Genomic DNA, 19,285 nt, shown 5'->3' with positions numbered 1-19,285 from the left:
TGTCAGCCCGTCTCAAGGGGTTGAAGCTTAACAGATAACGTCATAGGCCAGAAATCGGTTGATCGCATTCGCCACACACTCTGCCTGGGATTCCAGATGCAGATGGTGCCCTCCTGGCAGCTGCAAGGTTTGTAACCCGGCCGGGAAACATTGTAGCGCGTCACGATAGTGACCAAACAGGGATGGAATACCCTCTTTGCCCAAAATCATGGCCATGGGCGCGGAAGCTTCTTTTAGAAAGGCGGTGATGACCGGCTCAGTCAACTTAACCGCTGATGGCGCCAGCAGACGCTGATCGGTACTCCAGGTGTACCCCCCTTCAATGGACCTGACGCCGCGCTCAGTCAGCAGTCGAGCCGCCTCATGACCGAGCGGAAACATGCCCCGCTCGCGGGCGCGAATCGCGAGCGCCAGATCCTGATACACTGGCACTCGCTTGTGTTGCAATGCGTCAAGGCCTTCAATGGAGCGCCTCAGCTGCCCCGGAGCTTGCTCGGAAATATGCACTTCCGGCCACAGCGCCTCAATCAGCACCAGCCGCTCAATACGCGCGGGGAAAGTTCCCGCCGCAAGCATCCCGATAATGCCGCCCCGCGAATGCCCCATCAACGTAAAACTGGGCCAGCCAAGCTGGTTCGCCACTTCGAATATTTCCGGAACGTCTTCCCAGATATTGTAGGGTCCAACACCCGGGCGATGATCGCTTTGTCCATGACCGGCCAGGTCCAGCGCTACCAGATGAATGTGATTCAGGAAAGGCACCAGTCGCTCAAAACTGGCGCTGTTATCGAGCCAGCCATGAAGGGCCATGACCGCTGGCGCGCCGGGCGATCCCCACTCCTGCGCCGCAATGGTCAACCCATTCAGCTCGAAACGGCGCTCACGCTTAACAGGATTCATTGCAGCCCGTTCACGGTGCCAGAAGCTTCTGCCCCTAACGTTTCCGAATCGTGGTCGTCGGGGTGCCACCATAACGCCTTCCGATCCAGTGGCGTTTTCTCCGGCAACAGCGGATTCTCAAGCCGCAGGATCCGACGCTGATGCACGTTACTGCGGTGAAACATAATTTGATGGCCCGAATAGCCGTAGAACAGTCGATCAAAACTGCCATCGGCCAGTGCTTTTTCAAGCCCCCGCTCCAGGCGGGCCGCTAACGCTTCATTGTCTTGCTGAACAAAAAAGTAACTGGCGGACGGATAATGCAACAGCAGGTTCGGCGCAACCACCAGATTCAGCTCAGGTCTTCTGGCCAGCTCAGCCCAGGGCTCAACCATGGCACGAGGAATGTAATCAATACGCTCACGATGCAACATCGTGAACAAGGCAAGATAACCACTCGTGGTCACGGGTAAGCGATTGTGGCGCAAAATCTGAGTATCCGGCCAATCCTCTTCCTGCCCGGCGGTTTGCTCGGCCAGTTGTTCAGCCGTTTGAATGTCTGAAAATTCATCCGCATCCATTTGTCGGATAATCAGCAGGCGATAACCCGTCAGGCCCTTGGTCAAGGGGATCCGCACCGGACGCAAATAACGTTCTCGTTCGCGACTGGTCATACTCCACAAGACGTCTACTTGGTCACCCACGGAAAGCATTCTCAGAATGCGCCCCTGAGGCACATTCAACGCAACGGGTTCCAGTTGAAAATCCCCCTCGCTGCCTCGAGTTTTTCCCAGCGCCAACTTCAACATTTGCACAAAATAATCATTGCGCTGATCCACTTCGCTCCCCATTTCCGGATAGCGAATGACCCGTGCACTTTGCTCCTTCGCTACCGCCGGGGCGACGCTCACTACAGTGAGCAGAAGGCCCAGATAAATGCCTGTGCGCCAGCGTCGGGCTCTCAGGCAAACGGCGCCAACGTTATGACACTGAAGCAAAGCCCTTCGCATCAGAAATCCTCTCGGTGTCGCAGCCAGCACAGTTGCCCCAGCCCGCCCGCAAACACTTCCGCGTCGATCCGAGCGACGGAGGCCGTTCCGAACACGTATCGCCCGGGTTCGGCCCCCGTTAAGTATTGCACCAGATCCGCCACCAGTGGCATATGGCTGACAATCAGAAACCGGTTCGCATCGTGCTGCTCCAGCGCCTCGCACAGCGACTTGGGTGACGACTCGGGCGTCAGTGAGTTGACTTCCTGAGGCTCGATGTTCACGCCCAGAGTGCCAACCAGAATGTCCATCGTCTGCCGAGCGCGCCGATAAGGGCTCATCCAAAGCTGCGTCGACTGCGCCAGCTCGGAAGAGAGCGCCCGACAGACACTGGAGACATCCTGACGCCCCCGCTCGGTAAGCTCGCGCAACGAATCCGATGCGGCGTGAGCCTGCGCTTGGCCATGTCTCATAATCAGCAAGGTTTTCATCGGAGCAGCCTCAAGAACGCGGTGATTCTTCACCCGGTTTGCGCTGATCGTCTTGCGCGGGGTCCACGGTATGAGCCCCCGGTTCAACGGTGTGGACCCCATCGAACGTTCCCACGGGATCCTGCGGGCCTGAAGGATGATCCGGCGAAGGCCAGTCACTGAATGGAAACGGTTTGTCGTTACGACTGTAGGTCAGAAACTGCAGGATTCGGTAAATATACAGCGCCAGAGAATCACCAAACTGCTGCAAATTCCCATTGGGTGCGCCCCCGATTAATGCGAATAAAAACTGCAATACCACAATCACACCCATGACCAGGCCGGCCACATACAGGATAACGGCGAATAACAGCATGTAGAGTAGACGCAGCCAATGCGTCCCCGAGGTCAAATTCTCTTTCAGCGTATTATTACTCATTGGTCAGCTCCCATGTATTCCACATCGTGGTTCTGTTCGCCCAGCATTAATTTACGCGCCACATCCGCAATGGACTGGTCTTCAAACAGCACGGCAAACAATCCCGTCACCAGCGGCATGTAAACATCGAGTTCATCCGCCTTTTGTTTCACCTGCCGCAATGTGTTCACACCTTCAGCCACCTGCCCCAACCCCGCAATGATTTCCTCCAGCGGCTTACCCTGCCCCAAGGCATAACCCACCCGATAGTTTCGGCTCAGGTCAGACGTACAGGTGAGAATCAGGTCCCCGACACCCGCCAGCCCGAGAAAGGTCATTGGATTGGCGCCCATGGCGGCCGCAAAACGCCCCATCTCTGCCAAGCTACGAGTCAGGAGCATTGCCTGAGTATTATGGCCGGCCCCAAGGGCGGCCGCCATACCACAGACAATGGCGTAGATATTCTTAAGTGCTCCACCCAACTCCACACCATAACGGTCCGGGTTGGCATAGACGCGGAACGTTTCAGAGCGCAAACAGCTCTGCACACACTCCACCAGTGCCTTACTCTCACTCGCTATCACGGTGCCTGTTTGCTGCCGCGCCACGATTTCACGGGCGAAATTGGGCCCGCTGAGCACACCGATGGCGTGCTCAGGCAACTCTTGCTCCAGCACTTGGCTCATCAGGGTAAAGCCCTCGGGTTCGATCCCTTTGGCTGTGCTCACCACCATGGCCTCTGGCCTGAGTAGTGGCGCGATTTTGCGGGTCACCGAGCGAAAAGAGTGGCTCGGTATTGAGACAAAAACAAGCTCACTGCGACCCACCGCTTCCTCCAGGTCAGAGGTCGCTCCCACTCCCTCAGACAGGGGGTGGCCGGGAAGATAGCGCTGATTCTCCCGGTTCTGCTGAGCCTCTCGGGCACTCTGCGCGTCGCGCATCCATAAATAGGTGCGATGCCCGTTATCAGCGATAATGTTGGCAATCGCTGTCCCGAAGCTACCGCCTCCCAGGACCGCCACGGTAAGTTTTTGGGTCATAAGGTTATGTCCATCCTGCACTGCTGCGTTCTTGTTCCCAGTGTAGCCCGTCTAAACGAACCACCAGATGATAGCGCGACACCCGGGGAGCGCCGCTGTCATTGACACGAAAAATTCACATTTGCATTGTCCACATTTTCTGTGGATAACTTGGTGGATACTTTTTGGGAAAGTGCTCCCAGCCCGCATCATCCCTGAGCACCCCTTAGATTGTCCAAAAAATAACCTTCGCTAATTTTTCTTTATTTTTCAATAAGTTACAAATAATCTGGACAAATAATCAGGGCTTGTGCCCGGGCGTCGACAGGCTTGACAGGTGTCGCACCGCCAATGTGCATAAAACAGTTAGTGGACCTTAACCGCCAAGCTCCCGCAGCCACAAAAGCTTCATAATGCAAGCGTAAAATATGCCGCCCTGAGCCCCCATAACAGTGCTGCCGGACGCCCGAAATTGGCGCCTTTCTCCTTGCACGCTCATGCCTTTCCCGACTGGCTCGACGCCAGGGATCCGTAACCTCCGTCCACGTACAGCAATGGATCCACTTCCAGCTCACCCAGGCTGACATCGATGATACGAGCCACCACGATGTGATGGGTACCATAGGTCATCACCTGATCCGAACGACAGAAGAATGTGGCCTGGGCGTCGGCCAGATAGGGCACATCGTCCCGACCCTGCTGCCAATTGCCACGGCTAAAGCGAGGGGTGTCACCCTCAAAGCCAGCACACAGGTTCGAGATATCTTTTTGATCCGCCGAAAGAATATTAACCGCAAAGGGTGTGCCCGGGGTTGCCAGGTGCCCTTCCAGGGACAGTTGCCGATTGATGCACACCAGCAACGAGGCCGGGTTATCGGACACCGATGTTACGGACGAAACGGTAATCGCAAAGCGCTCGCCATCGTCTGTACGCGTCGACAGCACCGAAACTCCGGAAGCCAGGCGTCGCATTCCCATTTTCATGGCCATACCCAATTCAGCGTCTGGGGTGGTCGGGGATTCTTGCATGATGACTCCTCACGTTGACGAAGCGACTATTCTGACGAGCCGCTCGGGCAGACACAAGTACCCAAAACGATCCGCCTTAACAATTGGGCATTGACGCTCCCCCCTCTCGTGGGTATTATGCGCACCTCGCGAAAGACAGCATCCCCAGTAAACTGGCAACCCGGGTCCGCAACGGGCTGTGGTTTACAACGGAATGTTTAACGGCGGGATGTTTTACGGCGGAGTGTAGCGCAGCCTGGTAGCGCGTCTGCTTTGGGAGCAGAATGTCGGGGGTTCGAATCCCTCCACTCCGACCACTCGCCTGCGCGACCTCCCAGCCTTGCGCCCGTAGCTCAGCTGGATAGAGCATCCGCCTTCTAAGCGGATGGCCGCAGGTTCGAGTCCTGCCGGGCGCGCCACTTTTCGCCAACATTGGACAGCAAAGAGCGGCGGCGGTCTTGGGACGGGGCGGCGGTCTTAGGACGGAAGGTTTCGACACACGAAAACGACCGTATTTCGCGAATATTTGGGCTGGATTCACGCCGACAACTTCGGTAGAGTACGCGCCCTGCAAAACCTGCCCTGTCGAACAGGGTGCCTCAATGGTGGCTGTAGCTCAGTTGGTAGAGCCCTGGATTGTGATTCCAGTGGTCGCGGGTTCGATCCCCGTCAGCCACCCCAATTTCTTCCCCCTCTGCTCTCGATGCGCTCTCCGAATTTGGCGCTTCACACTGTATTGCCACGCTTCTTCCCCGACAAGATGACCAGCGCTATAAACGAGCAGAAAGGCCTCGGTTGCTGCTCTTTGCCTGAGCTTGGCTCTGTGGGACAATAGCGCCCTTCTCAAACTTCAGCCCTGCATGAGGAAGCCACTCCATGCCCGCACAGATTCTCGATGGTAAAGCGCTCGCCAAGAAAACCGAAGAGGAGCTCGCCCAGCGTGTTGCCGACCTGAAGACCAGCCGCGATGGCCGAGCGCCGATACTGGCCACTATTCTGGTAGGCGACGACCCCGCATCCGCCACTTACGTCAAAATGAAGGGGAACGCCTGTGAGCGTATTGGCATGGAATCCCTGCGGGTAGAATTACCGGCCAGCACCACGACCGACGAACTGCTGGGAAAAATCAACGAACTGAATAACGATCCGAATGTGCACGGTATTTTGCTGCAACACCCCGTGCCGGAGCAGATTGATGAGCGGCGTTGTTTTGACGCCATCAGCCTGGAGAAGGATGTGGACGGTGTCACTTGCCTCGGCTTTGGCCGCATGAGCATGGGAGAAGAGGCTTACGGTTGTGCCACGCCCAAGGGAATTATGCGCCTGCTGGAAGCTTATAATATTCCTCTCTCCGGGAAGCATGCGGTGGTGGTCGGACGCAGTCCGATCCTGGGTAAACCCATGGCCATGATGCTGCTCAATGCCAACGCCACCGTGACCATTTGTCATTCGCGCACAGAGAACCTCCCGGATATTATTCGGCAAGCCGACATCGTGGTCGGTGCAGTGGGCAAACCCGAGTTCATCAAAGCCGAGTGGATTAAAGACGGCGCTGTGGTGGTAGATGCCGGTTACCACCCACAGGAAAAAGTGGGCGACATCGAACTGGCCCCACTGACCGAACGAGTCGCGGCCTACACACCGGTTCCCGGTGGCGTTGGCCCAATGACCATCAATACATTGATCTACCAAAGTGTGGATTCGGGCGAGAAGAGTTTCGGCCGCTGATTCGACATGCGACTCGATCGCTTCGTCAGCCAGTGCAGCGGACTGTCCCGCAAGGCGGTGAAAATCGCTTTGCGGGCAGGCCGCATCAGTGTCAATGCCCATCGCGAGGCCAGCGCAAGCCTGATTCTGAAAGCAACCGATGAGGTGCTTCTCGACAACCGGGTTTTACACCTGCCTTCCGCGCGTTACTTGATGCTGCACAAACCGGCTGGCGTGATTTGTGCCACAGAAGATCCTGCTCATCAGTGTGTGATTGACCTGTTACCAGCCGAACTGGCAAAGGGTCTAAAGGTAGCTGGCCGCCTGGATATCGACACCACCGGCCTGGTACTGCTTACCGATGACGGCGACTGGAACCACCGACTGACTTCGCCGCGTCGCGCCTGCCCAAAGGTGTACGAAGTCACTACCGCCGATCCGATTGCACCCGATACCGTCGCACGTTTTGCCGAGGGGCTTCTGTTAAAAAGCGAGACCAAGCCAACCCGTCCGGCCGAGCTCACACTGATTGCTGCCAATCGCGCACAACTCGTTCTACACGAGGGCCGCTATCATCAGGCCAAACGGATGTTTGCCGCTGTCGGCAACCGGGTAACGGCCCTGCACCGCTCTGCGATCGGCAACATACAGCTAGACCCGCAATTGAACCCCGGAGACTATCGATCACTGACAGCGACGGAGGTCGCCAGTGTCTGAGGCCAACGATGCCACGTTCCACTGGTTACTGGAACAAATGCGGCAAGCTGACGTCGAGCACAACGCCATTTGGTTTCTGGACGAGAATGCGCCAGACCACTGGGCCCTGCCCGCCCGTGCCAGCCTGACCGTCGCGAGCAACCGCTGGGATCAGGCGGAGGCGGCACGGGCAAAAGGCTTTACGACCCACTTTACCGATTTTGAGGAAACCCTCTGGCAAAGCGCCACCTTTGATTGCGTGTACTACCGTATCGCCAAAGAAAAACCGGTAACTCACCATATCATTAATCTCGCTGGCCGTTTATTGAAGCCCGGCGGACAACTGGTGTTATGTGGTCAGAAAAACGAAGGGGCCAAAACAGTAATCGACAATGCGGGAAAAGCCTTGGGCGATCACCAGCGAGCCAGCAAATCAGGCAACGTGTACTCCGCTAGTATCACACGCGCCGAAACACCACCGAAGGCTTTAAACGACAGCGACTATGCGCACCCAAGAGTAATTGGAAATTATGATGGTCTTGAGTTCCACAGCAAGCCAGGACTGTTCGGCTGGCAAAAAATCGACCGTGGGAGTCAGCTGCTGTGGCAAAGCGTCAAGCCCAGTCTTAATGTCCAACCGCCTCGGCAACTATTGGACCTCGGTTGCGGCTACGGTTTTCTTGGGTTGCTGACCGGCCAACTTCCCATTGAGCGGCGCGTTTTAACCGATAACAATGCCGCCGCGTTGGCCATGGCGCAACACAATGCACAACGGCATGGTATTAACGCCGAGATCATCGCGGCTGACTGTGCAGACCGAATCACTGAAACGTTTGATGTCGTGCTGTGCAATCCGCCCTTTCATCAAGGCTTCAGTGTTCGAGGTGATTTGACGGATCGGTTTCTCGCAAGTGCGAGAGAGCATCTGAAGCGCAACGGTACCGCCTATTTTGTGGTCAACCGTTTTATTCCGCTGCCACAAACAGCGAAACGCTATTTTTCGCACTGTCAGAAACTGGGCGACGAGGACGGTTTTACCGTCTTTGCGTTGACCCCCTGAGCAGACGTCTCCGCTATCAACACCGTCCCAGAACGGTCATAGCGGCATTAATTCGTTGCAAGCGGTCCGGCGAGCCGCCGCGATCCGGATGATGTGCCATGGCCAGCCGCCGATAGCGCTGTTTGATGTCCTCGACCGACACCGGGTCCTGCAAATCGAGTTCCGCCAGGGCTTCTTCACGCTCTGATGCTGACGCAGTCCGTCCATTGCTGCTTTGCAGTTTCCGCCAAAAGCCGGACAGTAACTCTACGACGCTGTCCTCGGTAGCAGACTCGTAGTGCGTCCAGTCCAGATAAAAACGCCTGAGCGCGTCCTCGGCCCCCTCTACCAGAGCAGACTCTCCCTCGGCCAGCGGCCTGAGGTAAATCGCCAGTGGTGAGATCACCAGCGCCTGCCCCTGATGGGCAAATTCCCGCTGCAACTGATACAGCGCATTAAACACCTGAAAGTGCGCGCGAAACAGGGATAAGGGCTGGAAACTGTAGTCCTTCTCTACCAACCCCTGTGCTTTCAACCCTTGAATAAGGGTAAATTCGGTCTGGGCAAGGCCATTGGCAGAAACCAGTAACGCCCGCAGAGGCGTCAACAGCGGATTATGAACGTTGCATTCAGGCTCGCCGGGAAATTCATGGGTCATGGAGCAAGTATAAAGCATCTCGCCAGAGGACCAAAAAGCGACGCTCCGCTAACACGACTACAGCAACATTTAGGAAGGGAGTACCCACAAAAAAAGCCGCATCCTATGATGCGGCTTTTTGGGCGACTGTCTGATTTATGACAGTTCACTTCACAAATTTGGCTCCGCCTGCTGGGCTCGAACCAGCGACCCAATGATTAACAGTCATTTGCTCTACCAACTGAGCTAAGGCGGAGTGGCACCTTCCTGTGCGGAAGTGGTGCGTATCCTATAGTCCGGACCCGATGTGGTCAACCCTTTTTCGCAAAATTTTACCCGACCCATGTCTTACTGGTGACGGTTTGTGCAATTCGCCCAAGAGTTGGCCAATTATTGGTAAAAAGAGTCTGCTTTCAATAGGTTAGACCAGCATCTCAATCACTGGCGTCGAGCATAAAACGGCACTATAAAGGCCTGCACTTCCCTGCCCTTCACTCCTTCGCGCTCTTACAGTCAGGCCGCCATGGCTGTCGTGGAGCGTCGAGGAATTTCCCCAGGCCGGCTTCGACACAGGGCTCACTCCACAACACCGAATGCCCGATCTCCTCCGCGCTATACAGCTGGGCCGCTGGCCACTGATCCGCGACTTGATAGGCCCAGTGGGCCGGTGTCACCGGGTCCAGCGCTCCAGCCAGAATCAACGTCGGTATGTCGGGCTTCTCCAATGGCAATAGCGGCTCGTCAGCGGAACCCAACCAGTGACAGACGCTTTGGTCCCAGGTGTCGAGATACTGACGAAAACGCGGATATTGCGCCAACTGAGCATCAAAGGCCGCCCGAGAACCCAGTGGGTGATCCAGGCAGTCCACCGCCATGAAGGTGAGACTGGAGAAGCTGTCATCCAGTGCACGGCCAATAAAATCGGTTACCAACGGCACCAGCGCCGCCTCGTCTCGCTCCACCGCTCCCCGCAGAGCCCGGGGAACCTCCCCCCATAGGGTTCGATCATAGAGGGCACTGAAGACCGCCGCTAACAGGCGGTTATCATCCAGCACCACCGTCACCGGACCGTTGCGATTCCAGGGCTCCACCGTCAGGCGCAGCGGCTCTCCTGCCAGCGCCTGCAATGCCTCATCCAGCAGCGCGTCCAGTGAAGTTTCAGACCCCACGCAACTACGGCGCTCAGCGCAATACGCCATAAAGCGGTCAAGGCTCTCCGTCACCACACCCGGCCAGGACACCAGACCGCCCTGATCCGGCGGATACAGAGAGTCGAGCGCTAGACTTCGGATGCGCGACCGGGCCTCCGGCCGACGTGCGGTCGCCAATGCCAGCCGAGTGCCATAGGAGACACCCACCAGATTCACCTGTTCGTAGGGCAAGCGCACCAGCAACGCTTCCAGATCTCGAGCGCTCTGGTCGGTACCGAACTGATCCGGATGAAACGCCCCAGCCTTCTCCAGATTCTGAAAACAACGCTGCAAAATACGCCCGGCGCGCCGCGCTTCCTCTTCCGGCGCGACGGCTTCGCCGATCACCTGTTCACTGAATTGATCGTAGGCTTTGCAGACCAGCGCCGGTTCGCTGTCGCCAACACCTCGACGCTCCATCAGAATCAGATCCCGGTGCAGGTTGGCATAGTCCTGCCAGTTCTTCCAGAACGTCAGGCTATCGGCATCAAGCCCGGCGCTGCCCCCAGGGCCACCCGGCAGATATACGACGGGGTCGGGGCGACGCTGCGGACTCTGGGAAGGAAGGATGACGACAGGCAACCGGAACCGTTGCATTCCGGCGGCGGTTTGAATAGCCGGTGTGACCAACGTGGCGCACCGCATTTCGGAGCGCCAGTCCAGAGACGAGCTGCAGGCCCTGTCTATCAGTCTATAACCGTCACCCTTTGGTTCCGCCTCTTGCGGCGTGACCGTCGCCGTACGGGGGTCAGCTTCGTCGAACAGGTAGAGCATTAACGTCGCCGTGCCCATCAGCAACGCGACGCCGAGCAACGCTCTCCTCCACCCTGTCATTCGCTGTACCACTCATTCGCCTTACCGCCCTGCGCGGTTCATGTCATCCAATCCTGGCAGAATACCAATCCACCGAACACAGGGCCAGCGAAGGGATTGTCATTCTTCTCGCTGGTACATGTCCGGCAGGTCTCTCTCAAACAAAGTGACCGGATGCTCATAAAATTCGACAAAATCATTGGCGGAAGCATGCCCCGGGTAGGGAACGTAAAAATGGTCTTTGTTTTCATCGGCCCGGTTGGCGTTGCGCCATACCTGAATGTACCGAATCTGCCGGGTATACTCATTCGATAGCCAGCCTTTCAGCAAACGGTCCGTATAAAAATCTGTTTCAAACACCGTGTCCTGTCCACCTTCGGTCATAGCGGGCAACTTGCCGTGCTGCTCAGCCACTCTGGCCACTCCCGCGAGGCTCTCGACGAACTGGCGCTCACTCTCAGCACGAGTCGCCTTGTTATTGCCGTGGCCCAAGTCCCAGTAGTTGTCGATGCCCATAATGTCTACATAGGCATCGCCCGGGTAGCCGTAGAGGTAGGAGGTTTCAAAATGAGCCATATCGATTCGGCTGCGGTCGGGGGAAAACGCAAACAACAGGTTGTTTAACCCACGGGTTTGCGTCAGATACTCAAAGGTGAAGCGCCACAGTACCTGGTAGTCTTCCTCCGACGTAGGGCCTTTGCCCCACCAGAACCAGTCGCCATTGTGCTCATGCCAGGGGCGGAAAATCAGTGGCATGGGGCCGGTTTCGCCGTTAGGTAACGTCACCGTTAACGACAACGCAAAATCCACAAAGTGATCCAGCGCCTGCTTCAATTCCTCGTGGTGGCGACCACCGGGAAGAAGTTCAGCGGCGCCCGTATCGATGTCCCAGGAAGTGGCACCGGTGGCCGGGTGGGTCATATGCCAGGAAATGGTAACCACCCCGCCCCGCTCATAGGCTGAGCGCATCCAGTCACGCATAGCGTCAAAAGCGACGCCATCCAGGTTAACATCGTCATTCAACTCCAGATGCCCCAAATCCCAGCCATATAAGGCAGGGTAATCGCCTGCGGAGAGTTTCACATCCGAGCGGTCCTCATTAGAGTCCTGCCAATCAGAGCCCCGCCATTCCACGCCATAGGCGAGAGAGTCCTGATGACCAAACATAAACGCATCGCCATCCAGCGCCCAAAGCTGCTGCCACAGCGCCCGTGTGCTCTCGCTTACCTCGGCACTTGCCAGGGGCGGTTCTTGCACGGACGGCGCCGACGGATCACGAGCCACACAGCTCGTCAATGTCGCTACCAGCGCCAGTGAAATCAAAATCATGGAGGAGCCCCACAGGCCCCGGAAACGTTGAAAAAGATTACTATTCATCAAATGTCGGCCTATTATCGATCTTTATGTGGGTATGCGGGTATGTGAGTACGCAGGTCTACAACCCACCGATTGTAATCGGTTACAGTATGAATGGGTACCCCTCCCGATGAGGGCCTGAGCGTCGAGGGGGAGCGCTTTAACGGAGATGGCGACTAACAGCGGAGATGGGGACTAACAGCAAAGATCGGGACTAACAGAAAGGGGCGAGCGCATGAAACGTGGCTTGGGCCGCCCGAAGGGCGGCCCCGAACTGACTACTGACCCAGTAACGATCGGACGGCGTCGACTTTTTCTTTGTCTTCGTCAGAGAGACGGTCTTCCAGCTCTTTTTTCAGAGCCCCCTCCGCCTCGGAACGCACCTCCTCTTCTACTCGCTCTCGCGCGGCCTGCAACAGCGGATCAAGCAGCGCCCGTGTCAACTGCGCTGGAGTCAGCCCCTTCTCCCGATCGCCGAGATTATTCAGCTCCAGGTCACGCATGGTCAACTCCCGCTCCCCAAACTCATCCGAACTCAGGTTCAAACTGGCGTTGGTAAACGACAGGCGCTCCACCATAAAGCGCACATCCGGGCTGGCGGTCGTGGATTTCGGCTCCTCCTGAGCCTCAGGGCGCATCTGGTCCAGCATGGTTTTGAGGTTGATTTGCGTGAGGTCGCGATGCTCAGCATTTAATTGCGCGCCGTCCACCGTAATCTCTTCTACGACCACGACATCCTCGGTAATGGAGCCCGGCAGGATATCCAGCACCACGTTCCCAACCCGCAAAATCGGGTCACTGGAGAAGCCCTCCGGATTGGCCACACTCAGCCCCCGAATTTCGCCACGCCCCTCAGTCAGTTCGATATGCACGCTATCCACCTGAACATCGGTTTTGGTGACCATGGGGCCGACCGACTCAATGGCCGCCTCCACCAACGTGTCCAGATTGCGCAACCCGATAACCACGACAATGGCAACCACCACTACCAGGGCGACTATAATACTGAGTAAGATTTTTATCGCTTTCATTAAGCATCCCTCACGCTAACCAACACAATAAACTGACGGAGTACAACGTGGCTCGTGGCCGCCAAAACCCTTATCATAGCGATCTCGACAACCTTGCGCCAACTTTACGGCTGATTGGAGCCCCCGCCACTTATGTTTGACGACGTATTCGCCCTGAAACTGCTCACGGTAATGGTGCTGATTTTTGTGACTCTTATCGGGGTGGGCCTACTGGTGATCGCCGCGATGTACATTGTGGATGTCACCCAGCGCCAGCACGCCATCCGTCGCAATTATCCCGTTATTGGCCGCTTTCGCTACTGGTTCGAGCATCTCGGTGAGTTTTTCCGCCAATATTTTTTCGCAATGGACCGCGAGGAGATGCCGTTCAACCGGGCCGAGCGTACCTGGGTTTATCGTGCAGCGAAAAACCTCGATTTAAACCTCGCCTTTGGTTCCACTCGCGACCTCAACCCACCGGGGACGGTACTGTTTTTAAACTCCGCGTTTCCAACCCTGGAACAGGACGCGGCACACTCATCTTCGGTGACGGTCGGCCCTTTTTGTCGACACCCTTATACCACCCGGGAATTTTTCCACATCTCGGGAATGAGCTACGGCGCTCTCTCCCGACCCGCCGTGCGTGCCCTCTCTCGAGGCGCGGCCAAGACGGGTTGCTGGCTCAACACTGGCGAAGGCGGCTTGTCTTCCTACCACGAGGAGGGAGGCTGCGACCTGATTTTCCAGTTGGGAACCGCCAAGTACGGTGCCCGCGATGCCGAAGGCCGGTTGTCGGATGAGCGTCTGGCATTCCTGGCCGAAAAAAGCGCCATCAAAATGTTCGAAATCAAACTCAGCCAAGGGGCCAAACCCGGTAAGGGCGGTATTTTACCGGCGGAAAAGGTCTCCGCCGAAGTCGCTGCCATTCGCGGCATCCCGGAAGGTCACCCGTCAATTAGCCCGAACGGCCACCCCGACATTCGCTCCGTGGAAGATTTGTTGGATCGAATCGCTCATATCCGGGAAGTCACCGGCAAACCCGTGGGTTTTAAAACGGTACTGGGAGACAAGCAATGGTTGCGCGATCTGGTCGCGGAAATCCATCGCCGAGGTGAAGACCAGGCACCCGACTTCATCACCCTGGACAGTGCCGACGGCGGCACCGGAGCCGCGCCCCAGCCACTCATGGACTATGTTGGTCTTCCGCTTAAAGAAAGCCTGCCGTGGCTGTGTGACCTGCTGCACGAAGCGGGCCTTAAAGAGCGTATTAAGATCATCGCCTCCGGCAAACTGGTCAATCCCTCTATGGTCGCCTGGGCTTTGGCCTGCGGTGCCGATTTCATCAATAGCGCCCGGGGTTTTATGTTTTCTCTGGGGTGTATCCAGGCCATGCAGTGCCACGAAAACACCTGTCCTACCGGCGTTACCACCCACAACCCAAAGCTGCAACGCGGACTCGATCCCACCAATAAAGCCGAGCGGGTCGCTCACTACCAGCGCAACCTCACCTACAGCGTCGGACTGATCGCCCACGCCTGTGGGGTTCCCGAACCGCGCCTGCTGCGCCGCCGTCATGTCCATATGGTGTTGCAATCCGGGTTGTCGAAACCCTTGGATGAACTCTACCCCGAACCCGTTACTCTGATAGAAGATGGAAATGATCCGAACCCTCACCTAGAAGATTCGTCCCCCAAGCTCCAAGAGGTATCTCATGAGCCGTAATGTTATTACTTTTTATGTGTTGCTGCTTTTTGCCAGCATGGTTTCGGCCCAAAACCCAAATGCCACAATCTCTGATTTTGCCTGGATGGATCGCAATCACATGGCTCAGCAAGTGGACAGCGTCGCGAAACTGGCACAAGCGAATTTTGGCGTGCCCATTCGCGGCGACAAATCCGACCTTGACACGTTGCAACGAATTATTGACCGCGGGCTAATCGACAACGACGACCGGCTGCAGCTTCAAGCCCTCGGCGCTGTGCTGGGTAATATCATGGCCAGTGAAGTCGATGATCTGAAATGGAAGGTTTACGAGGATAATCGTGGCCGCAGCCGCGCGTTGTGCGTCGACGGCACCCGCCAATGCCTGTTTCCGATCACCATGCTCTCCCGTCGAATGGAGGCCGGTCTGAAGCCCAGCGTACAGCGTGTGTATGACGACGCTTTGGAGATTATCGAGCCCTATCGCCCCGAAGTACCCTACGGTGGCGCGGACGCCGGTGGTTATTAAGTGTCGTTCAGCCGGAAAACGCTTTCACCAACCGTTGGCGCATTTGACAGCCTGACCACGGCTCCATAAAATACCGACTCTCTTCTCGGGGGAGTAATCGGTCGTCCTACTGACGACGCTGTTGTCAACATAATTGCGCCACAGCGCATGGCAGCAGCACCCGCCCAGCGGTCCTCACCGCACGGGCCGGGCTGATGAGACCTGGGATACAGACGCTTTTCCCGGCGGGGCGGCGTGTGTATCTCTGGTGAACAGCCCCGCCCGGACGTTTATTACAATGGAAGCGTTGCTTGGCTCTACCCTCGCCGTTGCCCTGGCAGAAATCGGCGATAAAACCCAACTGCTCGCCCTGCTGCTGATCTCCCGCTACCACCGCCCCTACCCCATTGCGGCGGGCATACTGGTAGCCACCCTTATTAACCACGCACTGTCCGCCTGGCTGGGAGGCTGGTTATCCTCGGTGATTCCCGCCAATTGGGTACCCTGGATCATCGCAGCCAGTTTCCTTTTGGTCGCGTTGTGGACGCTCATCCCCGACAAAGCCGACGACGAGCCTGGACGCTTCCACCAATACGGCCCATTCATTGCGACCCTGATTTTGTTCTTCCTCGCTGAAATCGGCGATAAAACCCAAGTGGCCACCGTCGTGCTTGCCGCCAAGTTCGACGCGTTTCTCATGGTGGTGATCGGCACCACCGTCGGTATGCTGCTGGCCAACGTGCCGGTATTGTTCGCCGGGCGCTGGCTAATGGACCGAATCCCGCTCAAATACACTCGCATCGGCGCTTTTGTGTTGTTTGTTGTCCTGGCGGTGTTGACCCTGGTGCATGCGAACGGACAAATGTTCTAGGGGCTCTTGTTCCAGGGGCTAGCCGTCGACACGTGCTTCGTCATGGCCCTGCGCCAGAAGCACTTCGCGAATTTTGGTCGCGGCCGCTGCCAGCCTCTCGGGCTCAGCGTTGCGGGCGTGATCAAAACTCAAGTCACCCATATTATCCAGTGGCACCAGATGGATATGCGTGTGCGGCACTTCCAGTCCGGCAATCATCATCCCGACCCGTTTTGCGGGATAGGCTTCTTTCAACGCCTTGGTCACCTTCTGACTGACGCGGGTTAAATGAGCCAGTAACTCTGGAGGCAGGTCATCCCAGTGATCCACCTCTTCACGCGGCACCACCAAAACATGGCCATCACGAATGGGCTGGATGGTCATAAACACCACGGCTTTGTCATCCTTCCAGACAAAGTGACCGGGAAACTCACCGGAAATGACTTTGGTAAAAACGCTGGCCATACACTATCTCCTTCGAACAATGAGCGGATGGATGAAAGCATAACACTCAACGCATCAAACATTCACAAGTACAAATCACTGCCAGGTCATTCCCCCGGTCATTGCGGAGCACAGGCTCTGGGTGAGGAAGGCTGGGCTGAGACTCTTGGAGGCATGGATGCCGACATGAAGCCTACAGGGAAGTATTCACGGCGCGTCTCAGCTCAGCCTTCCTCACCCAGAGCCTCACTAGCCCCCACAGTAAACACCACAGCAAATAACACTGGCAACTGTACAAAAAACCGCCTATACTGCGCGCCTCTTCAGTAAAGCCCTCTATGCGTTTGGGGAAATGGTGTTACAGGGCAGCGCTGAGCAGACAAGGAATGTTCGGCTGAATGACTTCAGCCCGGCGACCGCTCATAGCGGACAAGCGCCCAATCAACGTGCCGCGATAAAGCTCCGGACCTGCCGAGATCGCACCCCCTGATAACCCGACACACCCCTGTTACGCCGCGCCCATTCTCCCGCTGCTCCGGCTGCCGCGCGTCCAGTGCATTTGAGGCTTTAACATCATGACTGAACAAACCCTCCCGCTTTTTACCGATCTGGGTCTTTCCGACGCGGTGCTGGAAGCTATCCAGTCCGTTGGCTACGAGCAGCCCTCTCCTATTCAGGCGGCCGCGATTCCGGCTCTGCTAGAAGGCAAAGACATTGTGGGCATGGCGCAAACCGGCACCGGTAAAACGGCCGCCTTCGCTCTACCTTTGCTATCACGTTTTAAACCGGAACAACGTGCGCCACAAATTCTGGTCCTTGCACCGACCCGAGAGCTGGCAATTCAGGTGGCGGAAGCCTTTCAGCGCTATGCGAGCAAACTGAACCAGTTCCATGTTCTCCCCATTTATGGCGGCGGTGATATGGGTGCGCAACTGCGTCAGCTCAAGCGCGGTGCACAAGTGATTGTGGGAACGCCGGGCCGCGTTATGGATCATTTACGCCGCGGCACTCTCGATCTTTCCCACTTGCAAAGCCTGGTTCTGGACGAAGCCGATGAAATGCTGCGTATGGGCTTTATCGACGATGTGGAGTGGATTCTCGAACACACTCCGAAAGAACGACAAACCGCGCTGTTCTCGGCCACTATGCCCAGCCAGATTCGCAAGGTTGCCAACCAGTACCTGAACAATCCGCAGGAAATCAAAATTGCCAGCAGCACATCCACTGGCGATAACATTGAGCAGGTGTACTGGATGGTCAGTGGCACGAACAAGCTTGATGCCCTGACACGCATTCTGGAAGTAGAGCCGTTCGACGGCATGATTATTTTCGCACGCACCAAAAACGCCACCGTAGAACTGGCCGAAAAGCTCGAAGCGAGAGGCTATGCCGCCGCCGCCCTGAATGGTGATATGAACCAGCAACTGCGGGAGCGGACCATTGAGCGCCTGAAAAGTGGCAAGATCGATATCGTCATTGCCACCGACGTTGCAGCGCGAGGTATCGACGTGGAGCGTGTCAGCCACGTACTGAACTACGATATTCCTTATGATAGCGAAGCGTACGTCCACCGCATTGGTCGTACCGGGCGTGCCGGGCGCAGCGGCAAGGCCATTCTGTTTGTGGCTCCTCGTGAAAAGCGTTTGCTGTACGTTATTGAAAAAGCCACTCGCCAGCCTATCAAGCATATGGAACTGCCTACGGGCGAAGCCGTTACCGCGCATCGCATCGATCAGTTCAAACAATCCATCAAGAACGTTTTTGACTCCAGTGTCGACCTGAGCTTTTTTAATGACCTGCTGGCCGATTTCAGCCACCAAACCGATCATTCGCCGGAGGAAATCGCCTCGGCGCTCGCGTATCTGGTGCAAAAAGAACGCCCACTGCAAGTTAAGTTTGCTGAGCTGAAACCGGCCAAAGCCCCTAAGGGCAAAAACAAGCTGGCAAGAGAAGCGCAGGCGGACAGACCGCGCAAGCCCCGTGCCAACGACTCGGATTTACAACGGTATCGACTGGACGTTGGCCGCAGCCATGAAGTGCGCCCCGGAGACATTGTCGGCGCTATCGCCAACGAAGCAGGCATTGAAAGCCAGTACATTGGCCACATCAAATTATTCGACGACTTTTCAACCGTAGACCTGCCAAAAGGCATGCCACCGGAAGTGTTTCAGTTGCTCAAAAAAGTGCGCGTGCGCAACCGGCCTCTGAACATTTCCGAAGACAATGGTCCGCGCGCGGATGACGCACCGGATTTCAAACGTCGCGGCCCGAAGCCGGCTGGTAAACGCGATGGCGGGAAGTTCGCCGGAAAGAGTGGCAAAAGCGGAAAGTTTGATGCGAAGCAAAAGCCCAAGGCCAAGGTCCGCCAGCGCGACTTGAAAAACAAAGGCTATCGCGGGAAGAAAGACGTTTAGCAGGCTTTGATGTATTTCTTGGTGCCTGTAGATGGTCCGGCAGGGACGGGGTAGCCCAGTGATAGACTCGCCGTAAACCCATCCATGGGGGCTTCATGTCGGCATCCATGCCTCCAAGAGTCTATCACTGGGCTACC

At 56.6% G+C, this 19,285-nt stretch carries 18 protein-coding genes, 4 tRNA genes and 1 riboswitch; of the genes, 10 read left to right on the top strand and 12 right to left on the bottom strand.

The genetic code is table 11. The features are described from left to right. Nucleotides 1–27: 27 nt before the first annotated feature. The 6 genes from ACQCLF_RS10790 to ACQCLF_RS10765 form a co-directional block, all read right to left on the bottom strand. On the bottom strand, nt 28–900 hold the full coding sequence (locus ACQCLF_RS10790) for an alpha/beta fold hydrolase (RefSeq protein WP_426987120.1): 873 nt from the start codon (nt 898–900) through the stop codon (nt 28–30). After that, nucleotides 897–1,889, bottom strand: a complete 993-nt coding sequence (locus tag ACQCLF_RS10785; protein WP_426987118.1) for a diguanylate cyclase — start codon at nt 1,887–1,889, stop codon at nt 897–899. Before ACQCLF_RS10785 ends, ACQCLF_RS10790 begins: the two co-directional genes overlap by 4 nt. Then, nucleotides 1,889–2,359: a phosphohistidine phosphatase SixA gene (gene sixA, locus ACQCLF_RS10780; RefSeq protein ID WP_426987116.1), complete on the bottom strand. Its 471-nt coding sequence runs from the start codon at nt 2,357–2,359 to the stop codon at nt 1,889–1,891. Before sixA ends, ACQCLF_RS10785 begins: the two co-directional genes overlap by 1 nt. A gap of 10 nt (nt 2,360–2,369) precedes the next feature. Continuing rightward, nucleotides 2,370–2,777, bottom strand: coding sequence for a DUF4389 domain-containing protein (locus ACQCLF_RS10775; protein ID WP_426987114.1), 408 nt, complete (start codon nt 2,775–2,777; stop codon nt 2,370–2,372). Beyond that, on the bottom strand, nt 2,774–3,796 hold the full coding sequence (locus ACQCLF_RS10770) for an NAD(P)H-dependent glycerol-3-phosphate dehydrogenase (RefSeq protein ID WP_426987112.1): 1,023 nt from the start codon (nt 3,794–3,796) through the stop codon (nt 2,774–2,776). Before ACQCLF_RS10770 ends, ACQCLF_RS10775 begins: the two co-directional genes overlap by 4 nt. Nucleotides 3,797–4,270: 474 nt before the next feature. After that, on the bottom strand, nt 4,271–4,804 hold the full coding sequence (locus ACQCLF_RS10765; protein WP_426987110.1) for a flavin reductase family protein: 534 nt from the start codon (nt 4,802–4,804) through the stop codon (nt 4,271–4,273). Between the two features lie 219 nt (nt 4,805–5,023). On the opposite strand from ACQCLF_RS10765, the gene ACQCLF_RS10760 reads away from it, so the two are divergent. The 6 genes from ACQCLF_RS10760 (at nt 5,024) to ACQCLF_RS10735 (ending at nt 8,246) form a co-directional block, all read left to right on the top strand. Continuing rightward, nucleotides 5,024–5,100, top strand: a tRNA-Pro gene (locus tag ACQCLF_RS10760). A 25-nt stretch (nt 5,101–5,125) separates the two neighbouring features. Beyond that, nucleotides 5,126–5,202 (top strand) — tRNA-Arg (locus tag ACQCLF_RS10755). A gap of 186 nt (nt 5,203–5,388) precedes the next feature. Next, nucleotides 5,389–5,464: transfer RNA gene (locus ACQCLF_RS10750), tRNA-His, on the top strand. A gap of 195 nt (nt 5,465–5,659) precedes the next feature. Further along, nucleotides 5,660–6,511, top strand: coding sequence for a bifunctional methylenetetrahydrofolate dehydrogenase/methenyltetrahydrofolate cyclohydrolase FolD (folD, locus tag ACQCLF_RS10745; RefSeq protein WP_426987108.1), 852 nt, complete (start codon nt 5,660–5,662; stop codon nt 6,509–6,511). Between the two features lie 6 nt (nt 6,512–6,517). Beyond that, nucleotides 6,518–7,207 (top strand): pseudouridine synthase, encoded by a 690-nt coding sequence (locus ACQCLF_RS10740; protein WP_426987106.1) that lies wholly within the window; start codon nt 6,518–6,520, stop codon nt 7,205–7,207. Continuing rightward, the gene (locus tag ACQCLF_RS10735) at nt 7,200–8,246 is read left to right on the top strand and encodes a methyltransferase (RefSeq protein WP_426987104.1); all 1,047 of its coding nucleotides are present in this window, start codon (nt 7,200–7,202) and stop codon (nt 8,244–8,246) included. Before ACQCLF_RS10740 ends, ACQCLF_RS10735 begins: the two co-directional genes overlap by 8 nt. Before the next feature lie 16 nt (nt 8,247–8,262). Here ACQCLF_RS10735 and ACQCLF_RS10730 read toward each other — a convergent pair whose 3' ends face one another. The 5 genes from ACQCLF_RS10730 to ACQCLF_RS10710 all read right to left on the bottom strand — a co-directional run bounded on the left by ACQCLF_RS10730 (nt 8,263) and on the right by ACQCLF_RS10710 (nt 13,252). Further along, nucleotides 8,263–8,883 (bottom strand): DNA-J related domain-containing protein, encoded by a 621-nt coding sequence (locus ACQCLF_RS10730; RefSeq protein WP_426987102.1) that lies wholly within the window; start codon nt 8,881–8,883, stop codon nt 8,263–8,265. A 159-nt stretch (nt 8,884–9,042) separates the two neighbouring features. Continuing rightward, nucleotides 9,043–9,118, bottom strand: a tRNA-Asn gene (locus ACQCLF_RS10725). 235 nt (nt 9,119–9,353) lie between these two features. Further along, nucleotides 9,354–10,886: an alpha/beta fold hydrolase gene (locus ACQCLF_RS10720; protein ID WP_426987100.1), complete on the bottom strand. Its 1,533-nt coding sequence runs from the start codon at nt 10,884–10,886 to the stop codon at nt 9,354–9,356. A gap of 99 nt (nt 10,887–10,985) precedes the next feature. Continuing rightward, nucleotides 10,986–12,194, bottom strand: a complete 1,209-nt coding sequence (locus ACQCLF_RS10715; RefSeq protein WP_426987098.1) for a glycoside hydrolase family 26 protein — start codon at nt 12,192–12,194, stop codon at nt 10,986–10,988. 305 nt (nt 12,195–12,499) lie between these two features. Then, nucleotides 12,500–13,252, bottom strand: coding sequence for a hypothetical protein (locus tag ACQCLF_RS10710; protein ID WP_426987096.1), 753 nt, complete (start codon nt 13,250–13,252; stop codon nt 12,500–12,502). 132 nt (nt 13,253–13,384) lie between these two features. Here ACQCLF_RS10710 and ACQCLF_RS10705 point away from each other — a divergent pair, with 132 nt between their 5' ends. From ACQCLF_RS10705 to ACQCLF_RS10695, 3 genes are all read left to right on the top strand, one after another. Then, entirely contained in the window at nt 13,385–14,953 is a 1,569-nt protein-coding gene (locus ACQCLF_RS10705) for an FMN-binding glutamate synthase family protein (RefSeq protein WP_426987094.1), read from the top strand. Next, nucleotides 14,943–15,461 carry a DUF3806 domain-containing protein gene (locus tag ACQCLF_RS10700; RefSeq protein ID WP_426987092.1) on the top strand — a complete coding sequence of 173 codons (519 nt, stop codon included), beginning with the start codon at nt 14,943–14,945 and terminating at the stop codon, nt 15,459–15,461. The genes ACQCLF_RS10705 and ACQCLF_RS10700 overlap by 11 nt, the downstream gene beginning before the upstream one ends. Nucleotides 15,462–15,537: 76 nt before the next feature. Beyond that, nucleotides 15,538–15,699, top strand: a riboswitch (yybP-ykoY riboswitch). Between the two features lie 39 nt (nt 15,700–15,738). Beyond that, entirely contained in the window at nt 15,739–16,311 is a 573-nt protein-coding gene (locus ACQCLF_RS10695) for a TMEM165/GDT1 family protein (RefSeq protein ID WP_426987090.1), read from the top strand. An 18-nt stretch (nt 16,312–16,329) separates the two neighbouring features. On the opposite strand, the gene ACQCLF_RS10690 is transcribed toward ACQCLF_RS10695, so the two are convergent. Next, nucleotides 16,330–16,755: an HIT family protein gene (locus ACQCLF_RS10690; RefSeq protein WP_426987088.1), complete on the bottom strand. Its 426-nt coding sequence runs from the start codon at nt 16,753–16,755 to the stop codon at nt 16,330–16,332. Between the two features lie 554 nt (nt 16,756–17,309). Between ACQCLF_RS10690 and ACQCLF_RS10685 the strand changes: the two genes are divergently transcribed. After that, complete coding sequence (locus ACQCLF_RS10685; protein WP_426987086.1) at nt 17,310–19,148, top strand: DEAD/DEAH box helicase; 1,839 nt, start codon at nt 17,310–17,312, stop codon at nt 19,146–19,148. Nucleotides 19,149–19,285 lie beyond the last annotated feature (137 nt).

Source organism: Marinimicrobium sp. ARAG 43.8, assembly GCF_050113635.1.
Classification (GTDB): Bacteria; Pseudomonadota; Gammaproteobacteria; order Pseudomonadales; family Cellvibrionaceae; genus Marinimicrobium.
The sequence above is the reverse complement of the archived record's forward strand: the minus strand, read 5'-3'. Positions and strand labels throughout refer to the sequence as shown.